Origin of the sequence: Streptomyces vietnamensis (assembly GCF_000830005.1) — a bacterium.
Lineage (GTDB): Bacteria > Actinomycetota > Actinomycetes > Streptomycetales > Streptomycetaceae > Streptomyces > Streptomyces vietnamensis.
On the sequence record NZ_CP010407.1, the window covers coordinates 2297647 to 2315004 of the forward strand.

Annotated in this window: 13 protein-coding genes; 4 read left to right on the forward strand and 9 right to left on the reverse strand. The window is 72.8% G+C overall.

The window, feature by feature from the left end:
- Positions 1-4: 4 nt before the first annotated feature.
- Genes ftsW through rsmH form a run of 8 tightly spaced genes read right to left on the reverse strand, consistent with a single transcriptional unit; the run spans position 5 to position 10499 of the window.
- A complete protein-coding gene (ftsW, locus tag SVTN_RS10120; protein ID WP_041128781.1) occupies positions 5-1345 on the reverse strand; it encodes a putative lipid II flippase FtsW in 1341 nt (446 codons plus the stop codon).
- Between the two features lie 55 nt (positions 1346-1400).
- Positions 1401-2840: a UDP-N-acetylmuramoyl-L-alanine--D-glutamate ligase gene (murD, locus tag SVTN_RS10125; RefSeq protein ID WP_041128782.1), complete on the reverse strand. Its 1440-nt coding sequence runs from the start codon at positions 2838-2840 to the stop codon at positions 1401-1403.
- On the reverse strand, positions 2822-3892 hold the full coding sequence (gene mraY / locus SVTN_RS10130) for a phospho-N-acetylmuramoyl-pentapeptide-transferase (RefSeq protein ID WP_041128783.1): 1071 nt from the start codon (positions 3890-3892) through the stop codon (positions 2822-2824). Before mraY ends, murD begins: the two co-directional genes overlap by 19 nt.
- Positions 3889-5313 carry a UDP-N-acetylmuramoyl-tripeptide--D-alanyl-D-alanine ligase gene (locus tag SVTN_RS10135; RefSeq protein WP_041128784.1) on the reverse strand — a complete coding sequence of 475 codons (1425 nt, stop codon included), beginning with the start codon at positions 5311-5313 and terminating at the stop codon, positions 3889-3891. Before SVTN_RS10135 ends, mraY begins: the two co-directional genes overlap by 4 nt.
- Before the next feature lie 4 nt (positions 5314-5317).
- The gene (locus SVTN_RS10140; RefSeq protein ID WP_078908275.1) at positions 5318-7039 is read right to left on the reverse strand and encodes a UDP-N-acetylmuramoyl-L-alanyl-D-glutamate--2,6-diaminopimelate ligase; all 1722 of its coding nucleotides are present in this window, start codon (positions 7037-7039) and stop codon (positions 5318-5320) included.
- A gap of 16 nt (positions 7040-7055) precedes the next feature.
- Positions 7056-9038 (reverse strand): peptidoglycan D,D-transpeptidase FtsI family protein, encoded by a 1983-nt coding sequence (locus SVTN_RS10145; protein ID WP_041128785.1) that lies wholly within the window; start codon positions 9036-9038, stop codon positions 7056-7058.
- A 7-nt stretch (positions 9039-9045) separates the two neighbouring features.
- Positions 9046-9546 carry a cell division protein FtsL gene (ftsL, locus tag SVTN_RS10150; RefSeq protein WP_041128786.1) on the reverse strand — a complete coding sequence of 167 codons (501 nt, stop codon included), beginning with the start codon at positions 9544-9546 and terminating at the stop codon, positions 9046-9048.
- Positions 9543-10499, reverse strand: a complete 957-nt coding sequence (gene rsmH / locus SVTN_RS10155; RefSeq protein WP_041128787.1) for a 16S rRNA (cytosine(1402)-N(4))-methyltransferase RsmH — start codon at positions 10497-10499, stop codon at positions 9543-9545. The genes ftsL and rsmH overlap by 4 nt, the downstream gene beginning before the upstream one ends.
- A 278-nt stretch (positions 10500-10777) precedes the next feature.
- Between rsmH and SVTN_RS10160 the strand changes: the two genes are divergently transcribed.
- The 4 genes from SVTN_RS10160 to SVTN_RS10175 all read left to right on the forward strand — a co-directional run bounded on the left by SVTN_RS10160 (position 10778) and on the right by SVTN_RS10175 (position 16208).
- A complete protein-coding gene (locus tag SVTN_RS10160; RefSeq protein WP_041128788.1) occupies positions 10778-11317 on the forward strand; it encodes a beta-class carbonic anhydrase in 540 nt (179 codons plus the stop codon).
- A gap of 123 nt (positions 11318-11440) precedes the next feature.
- Positions 11441-12460: an AAA family ATPase gene (locus tag SVTN_RS10165; protein WP_041128789.1), complete on the forward strand. Its 1020-nt coding sequence runs from the start codon at positions 11441-11443 to the stop codon at positions 12458-12460.
- Positions 12460-13815 (forward strand): DUF58 domain-containing protein, encoded by a 1356-nt coding sequence (locus tag SVTN_RS10170; protein WP_041128790.1) that lies wholly within the window; start codon positions 12460-12462, stop codon positions 13813-13815. The genes SVTN_RS10165 and SVTN_RS10170 overlap by 1 nt, the downstream gene beginning before the upstream one ends.
- Positions 13812-16208, forward strand: a complete 2397-nt coding sequence (locus tag SVTN_RS10175; RefSeq protein WP_041128791.1) for a transglutaminase TgpA family protein — start codon at positions 13812-13814, stop codon at positions 16206-16208. The genes SVTN_RS10170 and SVTN_RS10175 overlap by 4 nt, the downstream gene beginning before the upstream one ends.
- Before the next feature lie 606 nt (positions 16209-16814).
- Here SVTN_RS10175 and SVTN_RS10180 read toward each other — a convergent pair.
- Positions 16815-17204, reverse strand: a complete 390-nt coding sequence (locus tag SVTN_RS10180) for a DUF3040 domain-containing protein (RefSeq protein WP_041128792.1) — start codon at positions 17202-17204, stop codon at positions 16815-16817.
- Between the last annotated feature and the right edge of the window lie 154 nt (positions 17205-17358).

Here is a 17358-nt window from a genome sequence, read left to right on the forward strand (position 1 = left end):
AAATTCACCGCTCTCCGGACGGGCGCTTCTTCACGCGCCGTCGCATCGACTTCCATCTCTTCCCGGCCCGCTTGCCCCAGCCGGGGCGACGCATGGCCAGGGCCGCTTTCGCGGCGGGTTCCTGTCGCGCGAAGGCGATGAGGAGCCCGACGGCGAACATGGTCGGCAGCAGGGCCGACCCTCCGTAGGAGAACAGCGGGAGCGGGACACCGGCGATCGGCAGCAGGCCGAGCACCGCACCGATGTTGATCACGGCCTGAGCCGTGATCCAGGTGGTCACACCTCCCGCGGCGAACCTCACGAAGGGGTCCTCCGTGCCTCCGGCCACGCGGATACCCGCATAGCCTAGAGCCGCGAACAGGGCGAGTACCGACAGCGTCCCCGCGAGACCCAGTTCCTCACCGGTGACCGCGAAGATGAAGTCGGTGTGCGCTTCGGGGAGTTGGCCCCATTTCTCGACGCTCGCACCGAGTCCGGAACCGAACCATCCGCCCGAGGCCAGAGCATAGATTCCGTGCGCGGCCTGCAGACAGGGGGCTCCCTCGCCGCCGGGGTCGGTCGCGCCGATGCAGTCGAAGCGCCTCATCCGGTTCGCGCTCGTCTTGATGAGCAGCACGCCGATCGCGCCGGCCACCGTGAGCACGCCGACGAAGAGCCGGGTGGGCGCTCCGGCCGTCCACAGCAGGCCGAAGAGGATGGCCGCGAGGATGATCGAGGTGCCCATGTCGCCGCCGAGCATGATCAGTCCGAGCAGCATGAAGGCTCCCGGGACCAGCGGCACCAGCATGTGCTTCCACTGGGTCAGGAGCCGCATGTCCTGTTTGCGGGCGAGCAGGTCGGCCCCCCACAGGATCAGCGCCAGCTTGCCGAACTCGCTGGGCTGGAGCTGGAAGGGGCCGCCGAGCGAGATCCAGTTCTGGTTGCCGTTGACCGCGTGCCCTATCCCGGGGATCTGCACGAGGACCATCAGGAAGACCGCGCCGACCAGGATCGGGTAGGCGAGCGCCCGGTGCAGCTTCACCGGCATCCGTGAGGCGACCAGGAGCAGTCCGGTGCCCAGGAGCGCGGCGAAGAACTGCTTCCGGAAGAAGTAGGAGGGCACCAGGTCGTAGCGGAGCGCCGTGATCATCGAGGCGGAGTAGACCATCACCAGGCCGAGCGCGGTGATGAGCAGCCCCGCGCCGATGATCACGTAATAGGCCGTGAGGGGCCGGTTCCAGGCCTTGCGGAGCCGCTCGTACGCCCCCCGTACGCCTCCGCCGCGCGGCCGCCGCGGGGTCGCGGGGGCCCGCCCTCCGCCGCGTGCGGCGGAAGGCCGGCGTGTCCCGGCGATCTTGCTCGGCATGGTCGCTGTCCCCTCCAGTCGTGCCCGGTCCGGCCGGACCCTCCCGCTGGTCGGGTCAGGCGTCCCCGGTGGCGGCGAGGGCGCGGACGGCGTCCGCGAAGGCCTCGCCCCGCTTGTTGTAGTTCGTGAACATGTCCATCGAGGCGCAGGCGGGGGCGAGCAGGACCGTGTCCCCCGGGGCGGCGAGCCGGGCCGCCTCGCGGACCGCCTCGGACATCGCCCCAGTGTCGGTCCGGTCGAGGTCCACCACCGGGACCTCCGGGGCGTGTCGCGCCAGGGCTTCGCGGATCAGGGCGCGGTCGGCGCCGATCAGGACGGCTCCGCGCAGGCGCTTGGCCGACCGCTGGACGAGCTCGTCGAAGGTCGCGCCCTTGGCGAGGCCGCCGGCGATCCAGACGATCGGGTCGTAGGCGGCCAACGAGGCTTCCGCGGCGTGGGTGTTGGTGGCCTTGGAGTCGTCGACGTACGTGACTCCCTGGACCTCCTCGACCAGTTCGATGCGGTGCGGGTCGGGCCGGAAGGCCTTGAGCCCGTCCCGTACGGCCTTCGCCTCGACGCCGAAGGCCCGCGCGAGGGCGGCGGCGGCAAGGGCGTTGGCGATGTTGTGCGGGGCCGGGGGCTGGACGTCGGAGACCTCGGCGAGCTCCTGGGCGTTCTTCTGCCGGTTCTCGACGAAGGCCCGGTCGACGAGGATGCCCTCGACGACGCCGAGCTGGGAGGGGCCGGGGGTGCCGAGGGTGAAGCCGATCGCGCGGCAGCCCTCCTCGACGTCGGCCTCGCGCACCAGGTCCTCGGTCACCTGGTCGGCGACGTTGTAGACGCAGGCGACCTGATTGCCCTCGTAGATGCGGCCCTTGTCGGCGGCGTACGCCTCCATGGAGCCGTGCCAGTCGAGGTGGTCGGGCGCCAGGTTGAGCACGGCGGCCGAGTGGGCGCGGACGGAGGGCGCCCAGTGCAGCTGGTAGCTGGAGAGCTCGACGGCGAGCACGTCGTACCGCTCCTCGCCGAGGACGGCGTCGAGGAGCGAGACGCCGATGTTGCCGACGGCGGCGGTCCGCAGGCCGGCGGCCTCCAGGATCGAGGCGAGCATCCGCACGGTCGTGGTCTTGCCGTTGGTGCCGGTGACCGCGAGCCAGGGGGCCGCGTCCGGGCCGCGGAGGCGCCAGGCCAGCTCGACGTCGCCCCAGATCTCCACGCCCGCCTCGGCGGCGGCCGTGAAGAGGGGCTTGTCGGGCCGCCAGCCGGGGGTGGTGACGATCAGCTCGGTGCCGGCCGGCAGGGTCGCCCCGTCGCCGAGGCGGACGGTGATGCCCTCCGCCTCGAGCTCGGCGGCCTGCGCCCGGGAGCGCTCGTCGTCGCCGTCGTTGACGACGGTCACGACGGCGCCCAGGCCGTGCAGCACCCGCGCGGCCGGGATGCCGGAGATCCCGAGCCCCGCGACGGTGACCTTCTTGCCGTTCCAGTCGAGCTGTTCCGTCACTTTTCGGCTGCCCATCCCGCGTAGAAGATGCCCAGGCCCACGATCACGCACATGCCCTGGATGATCCAGAACCGGACGACGACCAGGACCTCGGACCACCCCTTGAGTTCGAAGTGGTGCTGGAGGGGGGCCATCCGGAAGACGCGCTTGCCGGTCAGCTTGAACGAGCCGACCTGGATGACCACGGACATCGTGATCAGCACGAACAGGCCGCCGAGCAGCGCGAGGAGGAGCTCCGTACGGGAGCAGATGGCGAGACCGGCCAGCGCGCCGCCGAGGGCCAGCGAGCCGGTGTCACCCATGAAGATCTTGGCGGGCGAGGTGTTCCACCACAGGAAGCCGAAGCAGGCGCCCATGAGGGCGGAGGCGACGACCGCGAGGTCGAGCGGGTCGCGCACCTCGAAGCAGGCGTTGGGGTTGGTCAGCGTGATCGCGTTGGCACAGGACTCCTGGAACTGCCAGAGCCCGATGAAGGTGTACGCGCCGAAGACCATCACCGAGGCGCCGGTGGCCAGACCGTCGAGGCCGTCCGTCAGGTTCACGCCGTTGGACATGGCCAGGATCATGAAGAGCGCCCAGACCACGAAGAGCACCGGGCCGATGGACCAGCCGAAGTCCGTGATGAAGGAGAGCTTCTCGGAGGCCGGGGTGTTGCCGCGCAGGTCCGCGAACTGCAGCGCGAGCACGGCGAAGGCGATGCCGACGATCAGCTGGCCGGCCATCTTCGCCTTGGCGCGCAGGCCGAGCGAACGCTGCTTGACGATCTTGATGTAGTCGTCGAGGAAGCCGACCAGGCCCATGCCGGCCATGAGGAACAGCACCAGGACGCCCGAGTACGTCGGGTCCTCACCGGTGATGACCTTGGCCAGCGCGTACGCGATGAGCGTGGCCAGGATGAAGGAGATGCCGCCCATGGTGGGCGTGCCCTTCTTCCCGGCGTGACCGCGCGGGCCGTCGTCCCGGATGAACTGCCCGTACCCCTTGCGGGCAAGGAGCTTGATCAGCAGCGGCGTGCCGATCAGGGTCAGGAAGAGCCCGATGGCCCCCGCGAAGAGGATCTGCCTCATCGGCCGGTGACCTCGCCCTCGGTGTCGAGGAGCGCCAGCGCGACCTGTTCGAGACCGACCGACCTGGAAGCCTTCACAAGGACGACGTCCCCCGGGCGCAGCTCACTGCGCAACAGGTCGACAGCCGCCTGCGCGTCGGACACGTGCACCGACTCCTCACCCCACGAACCCTCGTTATATGCGCCCAGTTGCAGCCAGGAAGCTTCCCTCTCCCCGACCGCGACGAGCTTGCTGACGTTGAGCCGGACGGCGAGCCGTCCGACCGCGTCGTGCTCGACGAGCGATGCGTCACCGAGCTCGGCCATCTTGCCGAGCACCGCCCACGTACGAGCCCCTCGGGCCTGTGCGGCCCGGCCCATGGCCGCGAGCGCGCGCAGGGCGGCTCGCATGGACTCGGGGTTCGCGTTGTAGGCGTCGTTGACGATCGTCACGCCGTCCGGACGCTCGGTGACCTCCATGCGCCAGCGCGACAGGGTGCCGGCCTCGGAGAGCGCGGTGGCGATCTCTTCGACTGGCATGCCCAGCTCGTGCGCGACGGCGGCCGCTGCGAGCGCGTTCGACACGTGGTGCTCACCGTACAGGCGCAAGGTCACGTCACTGCACCCGGTGGGTGTGTGAAGCCTGAAAGAAGGCTGTCCGGTCGCTGTGAGGCGTACGTTCTCGGCCCGTACGGCCGCTTCGTCCGCTTCGCCGAACAGGGTCACGCGGGCCTTGGTGCGGCTCGCCATCGCGCGGACGAGCGGATCGTCGGCGTTGAGGACCGCGACTCCGCCCTCCTCGGCGGACGGCAGGGCCTCGACGAGCTCGCCCTTCGCCTGGGCGATCTGCTCGCGGCCGCCGAACTCGCCGATGTGGGCGGTGCCCACGTTCAGGACGAGGCCGATGCGGGGCGGGGTGAGGCCGGCGAGGTAGCGGATGTGGCCGATGCCTCGGGCGCCCATCTCCAGGACCAGGTGCCGGGTCTCGTCGCTCGCGCGGAGCGCCGTGAGCGGCAGGCCGATCTCGTTGTTGAGCGAGCCGGGCGTCCACACGGTGGGCGCGTGCCGGTCGAGGACCTGGGCGATCAGGTCCTTGGTGGAGGTCTTGCCGGCCGAGCCGGTGAGGGCGACGACATCGGTGCCGAGCCGTTCGACCACCGCTCGGGCGAGGGCCCCGAGCGCGGTCTGGACGTCGTCCACGACGATGGCGGGGACGCCGACGGGGCGGGTGGCGAGCACGGCCGCCGCTCCCGCCGCGACGGCGCGCTCCGCGTAGTCGTGGCCGTCGACGTGCTCACCGGCGAAGGCCGCGAAGAGGCTGCCGGCCCGCACCTCGCGGGAGTCGATGACGACGGGCCCGGTGATCCGGGTGGCCGGATCCGGTATGTCGTGCGCCTGCCCGCCGACGATTTCGGCGATCTCGGCGAGGGAGAGGGCGATCACTGCTTCATCCCTGACTGTTCTCGTGACGGTGTGCGTCCTGCTGGCTCTGCTGGCTGAGAATCGCCTCGCGCAGGACCTCGCGGTCGTCGAAGGGGCGGACGACCCCGGCGATCTCCTGGCCCTGCTCGTGGCCCTTGCCGGCGACCAGGACGGTGTCGCCGGGCCGTGCGCGGGCGACGGCGGCGGCGATGGCGGCGGCCCGGTCGGGTTCGACCAGGACGTCGCCGCGCTCCCCCGCGGGCACCTCGGCGGCGCCGGCGAGCATGGCGCTGAGGATCACCAGGGGGTCCTCGGAGCGGGGGTTGTCGGAGGTCAGGACGGCGGTGTCCGCGAGCCGGGCGGCCGCGGCGCCCATCGGGCCGCGTTTGGTGGTGTCCCGGTCGCCGCCGCAGCCGATGACCACGTGCAGCCGGCCCTCGGTGACCTCGCGCAGGGAGCGCAGGACCGATTCGACGGCGTCCGTCTTGTGCGCGTAGTCGACGACCGCGAGGTACGGCTGGCCGGCGTCGACCCGCTCCAGGCGGCCCGGGACGCCGGGCACGGCGGCGATGCCCTCGGCGGCGGCCTTCGGGTCGAGGCCGACGGCGGCGAGGGTGGCGATCGCGGCGAGGGTGTTGGCGACGTTGAACGGGCCGGGCAGCGGGGCGGTGGCCGAAATCCGCTCGCCCTCGGGGCCGACGGCCGTGAAGGTCGAGTCGTGGGAGCCGAGGACGAGGTCCTCGGCGCGCCAGTCGGCCCCGTCGCGGCCCTCGGCGGAGAAGGTGACGACCGGGACGGTCGCCTCTCCGGCGAGCCTGCGGCCGTACGCGTCGTCGAGGTTGATCACACCCAGGCGGCTGCGCTCGGGCGTGAAGAGCGCGGCCTTGGCCCGGAAGTAGTCCTCCATGTCGGAGTGGAACTCCATGTGCTCCGGGCTGAGGTTGTTGAAGACGGCGACGTCGAAGACGCAGCCGTCGACCCGGCCGAGCACGAGGGCGTGGCTGGAGACCTCCATGGCGACGGCCTCGACGCCCCGCTCGCGCATGACGGCGAAGAGCGCCTGGAGGTCGGTGGCCTCGGGGGTGGTGCGCTCGGACTTGATGCGGTCGTCGCCGATGCGCATCTCGACGGTGCCGACGAGGCCGGTCTTCCGCCCGGAGCCGCGCAGGCCCACCCGTCGCCCACCACCACCCTTGGCCGACAGCGCTGCGCGCAGGCCCCCCTCTACGAGGTAGGCGGTGGTGGTCTTGCCGGAGGTGCCGGTGATGCCGATCTGCAGGAGGTCCTCGCCGGGGCGCCCGTAGATCGCGGCGGCGAGTTCGCCCATCCGGCCGCGCGGGTTCTCCACGACGAGGACCGGGAGGCCGGTCGCGGCGGCGCGCTCGGCGCCCGCCGGGTCGGTGAGGATCGCGGCGGCGCCGAGTCCGGCGGCCTGGGCGGCGAAGTCGGCGCCGTGGAGGCGGGCACCGGGCAGGGCCGCGTACAGGTCCCCGGGGCGCACGGCCCGCGAGTCGTGCGTGATGCCCGAGATCTCGGCGGCCTGGGGGACGTCGACCCCCAGCTGCGCGGCCAGGTCGCCCAGGGGTGTCGGGCGGGCCTGCTCCGGCCGGGGTGGGGCGTTTCGGTACTGATCAGCGTGTGGCACGGCGGTGAGCGTACCGGGCGCACCCTGTGCGGGGCCAAAAGAGCCCGGGGCCTCGCCGGAGTTCGATTTCCGGTTCCCGGAATGTGGGGTGATCGTTGTCACTGGTGCTCCCGGAGTGTCACGGGGTGGGTTCGAAGTCGACCGGCAGTCGGGCGGGGGCGGTGCCCGTGGGGGCGACGTGGAGGGTCTTGAGGGCGAACTCCATGACCTTCTTGTAGATGGGCCCGCAGATCTGGCCGCCGAAGTAGCTGCCCTTGGTGGGGTTCTGGATGGCGCAGTAGACGGTGATCTGGGGGTCGTCGGCGGGGGCGAAGCCGGCGAAGGAGGCGGTGTACCCCTTGTAGTAGCCGAGCTCGGGGTCGACGCGGTTGGCGGTGCCGGTCTTGCCCGCGACGCGGTAGCCGGGGATGGCGGCCTTGGTGCCGGTGCCCTCCCGGTCCTTGACGACGGACTCCAGCATCCGCGCGAGGGTCTTGGCGGTCTTCTCGCTGACGACCCGGGACTCCTGGGGCGCGGGGGCCGCCGTGAAGCGTCCGTCGGGCCCCTTGGTGCCGCGCACGAGGGTCGGTTCGATCCGTACGCCTCCGTTGGCGATGGTCGAGTACACGGAGGCGGCCTGCATGGCGCTGACGGAGAGGCCCTGGCCGAAGGGAATCGTGTACTGCTGCGAGGTGGACCAGTCCTGGGGCTTGGCGAGGATGCCGGGGGTCTCGCCGGGGAAGTTCAGGCCGGTGGGGCTGCCGATGCCGAACTTGCGCAGGTAGGAGTGGAGGACCCGGTTGACCTCGGCCTGGTTCTTGCCGAGCTGGCCGGTGGCGAGGATGGTGCCGATGTTGCTGGACTTGGCGAGGACGCCGTTGAGGGTCAGGTACCAGGTGATGTGGTCGATGTCGTCCTTGAAGAGCCGGTCGCCGCGGTGGAGCCGGTTGGGGACGGTGACGTGCGTGTCGGGGGCCGCCTTGCCCTCCTCCAGGACGGCGGCCATGGACATGACCTTGGCGGTGGAACCGGGCTCGTAGGCGTCCTGGAGGGCGGCGTTGCCCATGGCGGCCGAGTTGGCGGCGGAGAGGTCGTTGGGGTCGAAGCCGGGGGCGTTGGCCATGGCGAGGACCTCGCCGGTCCTGGTGTTCTGCACGACGACGTAGCCGCGGTCCGCTTTGGACTTCTTCACCTGCTCGGTGATGGCCTGCTGGGCGGCCCACTGGATGTCCCGGTCGATGGTCAGCTCGATGTCGGAGCCGGGGACGGCGGGGGTGCCCTGGGAGCCCGCGGTGGGCACCTGGCGGCCGCCGGACTGGGTGAAGCGGATCTTGCCGTCCTTGCCGGCGAGCTCCCCGTCGAGCATGGACTCCAGGCCGCCCGCTCCCTTGCCCTCGGCGTTGACGTAGCCCAGTATCCCGGCGGCCAGCCCGCCGTTCGGGTACACGCGCTTGGTGCTGGGCTCGCTGAGGATGCCGCCGAGGAGGTTGATGCCGTTGCCGCCGACGGCCTGCGCCTTCTGCCCGTAGACCTTCTTGAGGTCCTTGATCTGGTTCCAGACCTGCGGGGTCTGCTTGCGGGCGAGCACGATGTAGCGGGTCTTGGGGGTGCGGAGCTTCTTCGCGAGCTCGGCGGGCTCCTTGCCGAGGATCGGGGCGAGGAGCGCGGCCGCCTGCTCGGGGGCGTCCGCGATCTTCGCGTCCTCGCGGGTGAAGAGCTTGGGGTCGGCGGTGATGTCGTACGCGTCGACGCTGGCGGCGAGCGCGATGCCGTTGCGGTCGGTGATCTCGCCCCGCTCGGCGGAGAGCGTGTACTCCTGGAAGCGGTACTTGTCGGCCTTCGCGGCGTACGCGGAGGCGTCGACGGCCTGGACCTGGAGCAGCCGCACCACGAAGACCAGCATGACCAGGGTCAGGCCGAGCCCGACCAGGCGCAGCCGCGGCCGGGGGTTGCCGAGCCGGATGGTGCGGGGCTGCCGGGCCGGGGGCCGCTTCCCCGCCGGGCGGGGAGCGGGGCGGGACGGGCGGGCACCGGGCGTGCGGGCTCCGGCGGAGGCGGGCCGGGGGCGCGCGGGCCGGGCGGGACCGGGGACGCGACGGCGCGGGGGCTCCTTGGGGGGCACTGCTCGGTCACCTGCCGGAGGTTCGGGTCGGGTCGGCTGCGGGCTCTGTCCGTACGGGGCCGCCGGGGGTGCTCGCCGGGGGCTTCGGGGTGCCGGCGGGCGGCGTCGGCTTCGGCTTGGGTCTCGGGGTCGGTTTGGGGGCGACCGCCACCGAGGGTTCGCCCAGGACCTTGCCGTCCGGGCCCAGGAAGGCGGGGCTGCCGCCCGGGACCATGCCGAGCTGACGGGCCCGCCGCTCCAGGGCGTCGGGGGCCGCGTAGTCGTCGACGTCCCGCTGGAGCGCCTGCTCCTCGTCGGTGAGCTCGGTGGTCTTGACCTTGAGCTCGTTCAGCTTGAAGGAGCCCTGGTTGAGGGCCGAGTTCAGCAGGAGCAGGGAGATGAGCCCGCCGCCGAGCAGCACGAAGACGAGCAGGACGAAGGGGGTGCGGGCGGCCGAGCTCGGCCCGGACGGCATGAGCCGGCCGAGCCGAGCGGCCCGCCCTTTGAGGGGCCCCTTCGCCGTGCTCACGGGACGTCTTTCCGGATGCGCTCGACGCCCCGGAGCCGGGCGGGGGCGGCGCGCCGGTTCTCGGCGACCTCCTCCTCGGTGGGCAGCTCGGCGCCGCGGGTGAGCAGCTTCAGCCGGGGCTGGTACTTCTCGGGGACGACCGGGAGCCCGGGCGGGGCGGTGGTCGCCGCGCCGGCCGCGAAGACGCCCTTGACGATCCGGTCCTCGAGGGACTGGTACGAGAGGACGACGACCCGGCCGCCGACGGCGAGGGCCTTCACGGCCGCCGGGATGGCCTTCTCGACGCTTTCGAGCTCGTGGTTGACCTCGATGCGCAGGGCCTGGAAGGTCCGCTTGGCCGGGTTGCCGCCGGTGCGCTTGGCCGCCTGGGGCAGGGCGTCGCGGATGAGCTCGACGAGCCGGGCGCTGTTGGTGAAGGGCTCCTTTTCGCGCTCGCGCACGATCGCGGAGACGATCCGCTTGGCCTGCTTCTCCTCGCCGTACGCGCGCAGGATCCGGACCAGCTCGCCCGCCGGGTAGGTGTTGAGGACCTCGGCCGCGCTGATGCCGGTCGTCTGGTCCATGCGCATGTCGAGCGGGGCGTCCTGGGCGTAGGCGAAGCCGCGGTCGGCCTCGTCCAGCTGCATGGAGGAGACGCCCAGGTCGAAGAGGACGCCGTCCACCTCGGGGATGCCGAGCCGGTCGAGGACCTCGGGCAGCTCGTCGTACACGGCGTGGACGAGGGTGGCCCGGTCGCCGTACGGGGCGAGCCGCTCTCCGGAGAGCCGCAGGGCCTCCTTGTCGCGGTCGAGGGCGACGAGCCGCACCTCGGGGAACCGCTGCAGGAGGGCCTCGCTGTGGCCGCCGAGGCCCAGGGTGCAGTCGACGACGACCGCTCCGGGGCGCTCCAGGGCAGGGGCCAACATGTCCAGGCACCGCTGGAGCATCACCGGGACGTGTCGGTCGTTGCTCAATGCGCCCTCTCAGATCCGGCGCGGAGGCACGTACCGCGGGAGAGGCCGAGCCGTAGGTACCGCCGCACACACGGGGGAGAAACCGCGGAAATCGCTCGTTGTCTCCGTGAACTTCGCGTCACTTTAGTCCACGGGACGCGCCGGTCAATCAACCGACTGGCGTGCCGCGCGACCCGGAGAGCCCCCATCTGTGGGTTAGCTCACAACAAGACTCATTGATGTTCTTTGTCCCCTCTCACAGCGGGCCGGAAAGGGGCGTGACCATTACCGTCGGAACCATGTCGACCTCCGCGCACCCCTCCGCCGACGCCATACGCACCGGCCCCACGGTCACCGACCGTCTCGTCGAGGCCAACGAACGCTACGCCGCCGAGTTCACCGACCCGGGAATGGACGCGCGGCCCGTGCTGCGCGTCGCCGTCGTCGCCTGCATGGACGCCCGGCTCGACCTGCACGCGGCCCTCGGCCTCGAACTCGGCGACTGCCACACCATCCGCAACGCGGGCGGCGTGGTCACCGACGACGTGATCCGCTCGCTCACCATCAGCCAGCGGGCCCTCGGCACCCGCAGCGTGATGCTGGTGCACCACACGAACTGCGGTCTCGAATCCCTCACCGAGGACTTCCGGCACGAGCTGGAGGACGAGGTCGGCCAGCGCCCGGCCTGGGCGGTGGAGGCCTTCCGCGATGTCGACCAGGACGTCCGGCAGTCGATGCAGCGGGTCCGGACCTCCCCCTTCCTGCTGCACTCCGACGACGTCCGCGGCTTCGTCTTCGACGTGACGACCGGCCTCCTGCGCGAGATCGACCCGGCTTAAACCAGCAACTTAAACCGTCAAACCCTGGCATTTCCCCTGTACTTGTCCGCATGCAAGTGACAGGCCCGGCCACGGCAACAACAATGCTCGGACGACAGTTCCGAAAGGCCGAGGAGGGCCGGGGTGACGACCTATGACGATCGAGCGAGCCTCGCTGATCTGACCACCACTGTGGAGCGAGTCCGCCGATCGGTGGAGAGCGTGATCGAGGGCAAGCCCGAGGTCGTACGGCTTTCGCTGACCGTCTTGCTCGCCGAGGGACACCTCCTCATCGAGGATGTCCCCGGCGTCGGCAAGACCATGCTCGCCAAGACGCTGGCCCGGTCCATCGACTGCTCGGTGCGCCGCATCCAGTTCACGCCCGACCTGCTGCCCTCGGACGTCACCGGCGTGTCGATCTTCGACCAGCAGCGCCGGGACTTCGAGTTCAAGCCGGGCGCGATCTTCGCCCAGATCGTGATCGGCGACGAGATCAACCGCGCCTCGCCGAAGACCCAGTCCGCGCTCCTGGAGTCCATGGAGGAGCGCCAGGTCACGGTCGACGGCCAGACGTACGAGCTGCCCAGCCCGTTCATGGTCGTCGCCACCCAGAACCCGGTCGAGATGGAGGGCACCTACCCGCTGCCCGAGGCCCAGCGCGACCGCTTCATGGCCCGGGTCTCCATCGGCTACCCGAGCGCCGAGGCCGAGCTCCAGATGCTCGACGTGCACGGCTCGGTCTCCCCGCTCGACGACCTCCAGCCGGTCGCCCACGCCCACGACATCCTCAAGCTGATCGAGGCGGTGCGCGGGGTCCACGTCGCCGACGCCGTACGCCGGTACGCGGTCGACATCGTCGCCGCCACCCGCACCCACCCCGACCTGCGGCTCGGCGCCTCCCCCCGGGCCACGCTCCACCTGCTGCGGGCCGCCAAGGCCTCCGCGGCGCTCAGCGGCCGCGACTACGTCCTGCCGGACGACCTCCAGGCCCTCGCCGCGCCCGTCCTCGCCCACCGGCTGCTGCCGACGGCGCAGGCCCAGCTGAACCGCCGCACCGCCGAGCAGGTCGTCCAGGACATCCTGCAGCGCACCCCCGTCCCGGCCGCGGCCCCGCCCGCCGGACCGATCTACGGCCAGCAGCAGCCCGGCGCCCGGCGGCTGTGATGAGTGGCGCCGCCGTGCCGGAGGGCCAGCGGGGCGACGAGGACGACCGGGGCGGGCTGCGGGCCGCCCTCGGCGGTCTCACCACCCGCGGCCGCTCCTTCCTCGCCGCGGGAGTGGCCGCCGCCGTCTGCGCGTACGTCCTCGGCCAGGCCGACCTGCTGCGCGTCGGGCTGCTGCTCGCCGCCCTGCCGCTGATCTGCGTCCTCGTGCTGCACCGGACCCGCTACCGGGTCGCCGCCTCCCGCCGGCTCACCCCCCAGCGGGTCGAGACCGGCACCGAGGCCCGGGTCCAGCTGCGCATGGAGAACGTCTCCAAGCTGCCCACCGGCCTCCTGATGCTCCAGGACCACGTGCCGTACATGCTGGGGCCCCGCCCCCGCTTCGTCCTCGACCGGGTCGAGGCCGGCGGGCGGCGCGAGGTGTCCTACCGGGTCCGCTCCGACCTGCGCGGCCGCTTCCCGCTGGGCCCCCTCCAGCTGCGGCTCAACGACCCCTTCGGGATGTGCGAGCTGACCCGCTCCTTCAGCGCGTACGACACCCTCACCGTCGTGCCCCGCACCGAGGCCCTCCCGCCGGTGAAGCTCTTCGGCGAGGCCTCCGGGTACGGGGACGGGCAGTCCCGCTCCCTCGCGCTCGCCGGCGACGACGACGTCATCCCGCGCACCTACCGCCACGGCGACGACCTGCGCCGGGTCCACTGGCGCTCCACCGCCCGCTACGGCGAGCTGATGGTCCGCCGCGAGGAGCTGCCCCAGCGGGCCCGCTGCACCGTCCTCCTCGACACCCGCCGGATCGCCTTCCAGGGCGCGGGCCCCGACTCCGCCTTCGAATGGGCCGTCTCCGGCACCGCCTCCGCCCTCGTCCACATGCTGGAGCGCGGCTACGCGGTCCGGCTGCTCACCGACACCGGCAGCGCGATCCCCGGCGAGGGCGCCGAGGGCTTCGCCGGCTCGGCACAGGACTCGGCCGAGGCGGCCGGACTGATGATGGACACCCTCGCGGTCGTCGACCACTCCGAGGGAGCCGGGCTCTCCCGCGCCTCCGACGTGCTGCGCGGCGGCGGCGACGGGCTGCTCATCGCCTTCCTCGGCGACCTCGACGAGGAGCAGGCGGCCCTCACCGCCAGGATGCGCGGGCGGACCGGCGCGGCCGTCGCCTTCGTCCTGGACTCCGGCACCTGGCTCACCGGCGGCTCGGTGACCGGAGCGGTCGAGGACCGGGTGCGGCAGCTGCGGGAGGCGGGCTGGACGGCCCTCGCCGTACCGCCCGGCGCCTCGCTCGCCGACCTGTGGCAGCAGGCGGCCGGACTCCGCCCGGAGACCGCCGCCGCCGACACCTACGGAGGATGGTCATGAGCGGCCGCACACGGCTGACGCTCGCTTCCTGGGGCGCCACCCTGATGGCGGCCGGGGCGCTGCTCCCCCTGGTGAAGCCGGCGACCTGGATCTTCACGGCGGCCTTCGTCCTCGCCCTGGTGAGCGGGGTGGGCACACTGGCCCGCCGGGTGCCGCTGGCCCGGCCGCTGACGCTGCTGGCCCAGCTCGTCGTCGTGCTGCTCGCACTGACCGTGTGCTTCGCCCGCGAGCAGGCCCTCCTGTGGTTCCTCCCGGGCCCCGAGGTCTTCACCCACGCCGTCGAGCTGTTCCGGGCGGGCGCCGAGGACGTCGGCCGGTACGCGATCCCCGCGCCCGACACCGAGGGCATCCGGCTCATGCTGGTCGGCGGCGTCGTCGCGATCGGGCTCCTGGTGGACGCCCTCGCGGTCACCTTCCGCAAGGCGGCCCCGGCCGGCCTGCCGCTGCTCGCCCTGTACTCGGTGGCCGCCGGTCTCTCCGGCGGCGGCGCCGGCTGGCTCTGGTTCCTCCTCGCTGCCTCCGGCTATCTGCTGCTGCTCCTCGCCGAGGGCCGTGACCGGCTCTCCCAGTGGGGCCGCGTCTTCGGCGGCGCCCAGCGCTCCGCCCGCCCCGGCTCCAGCGTCGCCGCCGGCGGGCCCGCCTTCGCCCCGGCGCGCACCGGCCGCCGGATCGGCGCCGTCGCCATGGGCGTCGCCCTGGTGGCACCGCTCGCGCTGCCGGGCTTCTCCGGCGGCCTCTTCGGAGGCGGCGGCGAGGGGGGCGGGGGCGCCGGCAAGGGCGGCACGATCTCCGCCGTGAACCCGCTGGTCTCCCTCCAGAACAACCTGCGCCAGCCGGAGGACCGGGAGGTCCTGCGCTACCGGACCAACGCCCGCGACACCAGCGGGCTGTACCTGCGGCTCGTCGCGCTCGACCAGTTCGACGGCACCTCGTGGAAGTCCTCGGTCCGCCCGATCGAGGACGTGCCCAAGCAGCTGCCCTGGCCCGACGGCCTCTCCCAGAGCGTCCGGATCACCGAGGTGACCAGCAACTTCGTCGCCTCCGACGCGTACGAGCAGAAGTGGCTGCCGATGCCGTACCCGGCCGGCCGGGTCGACATCGAAGGACGCTGGCGGTACGAGCCGGCCGGCCGGATGCTCGTCGGCGACGACCGGCAGACCACCAAGGGCGCCCGCTACCAGGTCTCCAGCCTGGACGTGCAGCCGACGGCCGGGCAGCTGGCCGGCGCAGGACCCGCCCCCGAGAAGCTGCGCCGCGAGTACACCAAGGTGCCAGCCTCGCTGCCGGGCGACGTGAAGGCGACGGCCCTGAAGGTCACCAAGGGCGCGCGCAACGACTACGAGCGGGCGGTGAAGCTCCAGGACTGGTTCGCCCAGGACGGCGGCTTCCGCTACGACGTCGACGTGGTGTCCGGGACCGGGGTCCAGGCCATCTCCCGCTTCCTGAAGGACAAGGAGGGCTTCTGCGTCCACTTCTCCTTCTCCATGGCGGCGATGGCCCGCTCGCTCGGCATCCCCGCGCGGGTCGCCGTGGGCTTCATGCCGGGCACGACGCAGACCGACGGCTCGGTCTCCGTCGGCATCCGGGACGCGCACGCCTGGCCCGAGCTGTACTTCGAGGGCGCCGGGTGGACACGGTTCGAGCCGACGCCCTCGCGGGGCTCCACCCCCGCGTACACCCGGGAGAACACCCCCTCGGGCACGGCCACCGGGCCCGCGCAGCCGCAGCAGAGCGCCTCGGCGCAGCCGTCCGCCGCGCCGAGCGCCTCGGCGAGCTGCACCCCGCAGGAGAAGAAGCTCGGCGGGTGCGGCCCGGACGCGGCGGCCGCGGACGCGGCCTCGGACGGCTCGGGCCCCGACCTCCTGACGGTGACGCTCGTGACGGCAGGGGTCCTGCTCCTCCTCGCCCTGCCCTTCCTGCCCCTGCTGTGGCGCAGGCGGGTGCGGGCCCGGCGGCTCGGCGCGGACGGCTCCGCCCTCGCGGTCTGGGAGGAGATCAACGACACGGCCTGGGACCACGGGGTCGAGCCGGACGACTCCCTCACGCCGAGGAAGGCGGCGGCGCGGATCGTCCGCCTCGGTGAGCTGCGGGGCGAGTCCGCGGACGCGGTGCACCGGGTGGCGCGGGCGGTGGAGGAGGTGCTGTACGCGCCCCGGCCGCGGCCCGTCGCGGACCTGGCCTCCGAAGCGGCGCGGGTCCGCGTGGGCTTCCACGCGGGCGCCGACCGCCGCACCCGGCTCCGCGCCCTCCTGGCCCCGCGCTCGGCGGCCCGCGTCCGCTGGGCGGCGTCGTCCCGCTGGGCCGCGGCGACGGCGCGCTGGGCGGGGTGGCGGCAGGCGGCGACGGCGCGAGCGACAGCCGTCTTCCGCCGCGGGCCCCGCGAGGCGAACTGACGACACCGCCACCGTGGCGGGCGCCGCGCCCCACCGCCCGCTACGGACAGCCCCTCCACCGGGCCGACGGCCCCCGTTGTGGGCAGCCGCTCCACCGGGGCGGCGCCCCGCCGCTCCCGTTGTGGGCAATCGTTCCGCTGGGGCGGAACGGGTGGGCACAACGGACCCGCGCCCTGCCGGCGCCCGAGGCTTCCGCGCCTGAACCCGCACCCCGTCGTGCGGCGCGGTCAGGGTGCGGGTCCAGGCACAGGGGGCGGGGCGCGGCCAGGCGCGCCGTCCCGTGTGCCCACCCGTCCCGCCCCAGCGGGACGATTGCCCACACGGCAGCGGGGCGACGCCCAGCCCGGGCGCGGGCCCACACGGCGGGGGCGGAGGGCACCGGCCTGCCGGACGCGGGCCCGCGCGGGCGGGAGCGCCGCCCAGCCGGGCTCGGGGCCACGCGGCGGGCGGTGAAGGGCGTCGCCCAGGAGGGCGCGGGCCGCGCGGGTGTGGGTCCGTGTCGGTGGGGGTCCCGACGCGTCGAGCCCCGCAGGGGGCGCGTCGAGGGGCGCGGGCCCTGCGGGGCTCGGGGTGTGTTCGGGGGGCGGGGCTACCGCTCAGGGGCCGTCAGTGGCCGCCGCCCTGCTGCTCGTCGCGGCGACGCTGCCACCGCGCTTCGATCCGGTCCATCATGGAGCGTCGCTGCCGAGCCTGACGGCCTCCGGCCGCCCGCTGCTCGCCCGGCTTGGGCGCCTTGCGCCATCCGGTGACCGCCAGGACCGCGCAGCCCAGCATGACGAGGAATCCCACCACGCTGATCCAGATCTGCTGTGCGACCATTCCGGCCATGAGGAGCGCGATACCCACCAGGAAGCCGACGACTGCCTGGTAAACCCGTCGCCGGGTGTACGTACGCAGTCCGCTTCCCTCGAGCGCTGTCGCGAACTTGGGATCTTCGGCGTACAGCGCTCGCTCCATCTGCTCGAGCATTCGCTGCTCGTGCTCCGAGAGCGGCACGGAGTCCTCCTAGTCGTCGGTCGCGGGGGCGACCGGTTTGCGGCCCTTTCAGGATAGGCAGGGAATCGCCCCCGTGAAACCCGCCCTCAATGCCGAATAGCCAATCCGGGCCGCCATGCGGATCGGTTGCTGAGGCGTTGATTCCCCAGCCCCT

Coding starts and splice junctions, on each gene's coding strand:
- ftsW (WP_041128781.1), bottom strand. CDS start 1,345: ATGCCGAGCAAGATCGCCGGGACACGCCGGCCTTCCGCCGCACGCGGC.
- murD (WP_041128782.1), bottom strand. CDS start 2,840: ATGGGCAGCCGAAAAGTGACGGAACAGCTCGACTGGAACGGCAAGAAG.
- mraY (WP_041128783.1), bottom strand. CDS start 3,892: ATGAGGCAGATCCTCTTCGCGGGGGCCATCGGGCTCTTCCTGACCCTG.
- SVTN_RS10160 (WP_041128788.1), top strand. CDS start 10,778: ATGTCGACCTCCGCGCACCCCTCCGCCGACGCCATACGCACCGGCCCC.
- SVTN_RS10170 (WP_041128790.1), top strand. CDS start 12,460: ATGAGTGGCGCCGCCGTGCCGGAGGGCCAGCGGGGCGACGAGGACGAC.
- SVTN_RS10175 (WP_041128791.1), top strand. CDS start 13,812: ATGAGCGGCCGCACACGGCTGACGCTCGCTTCCTGGGGCGCCACCCTG.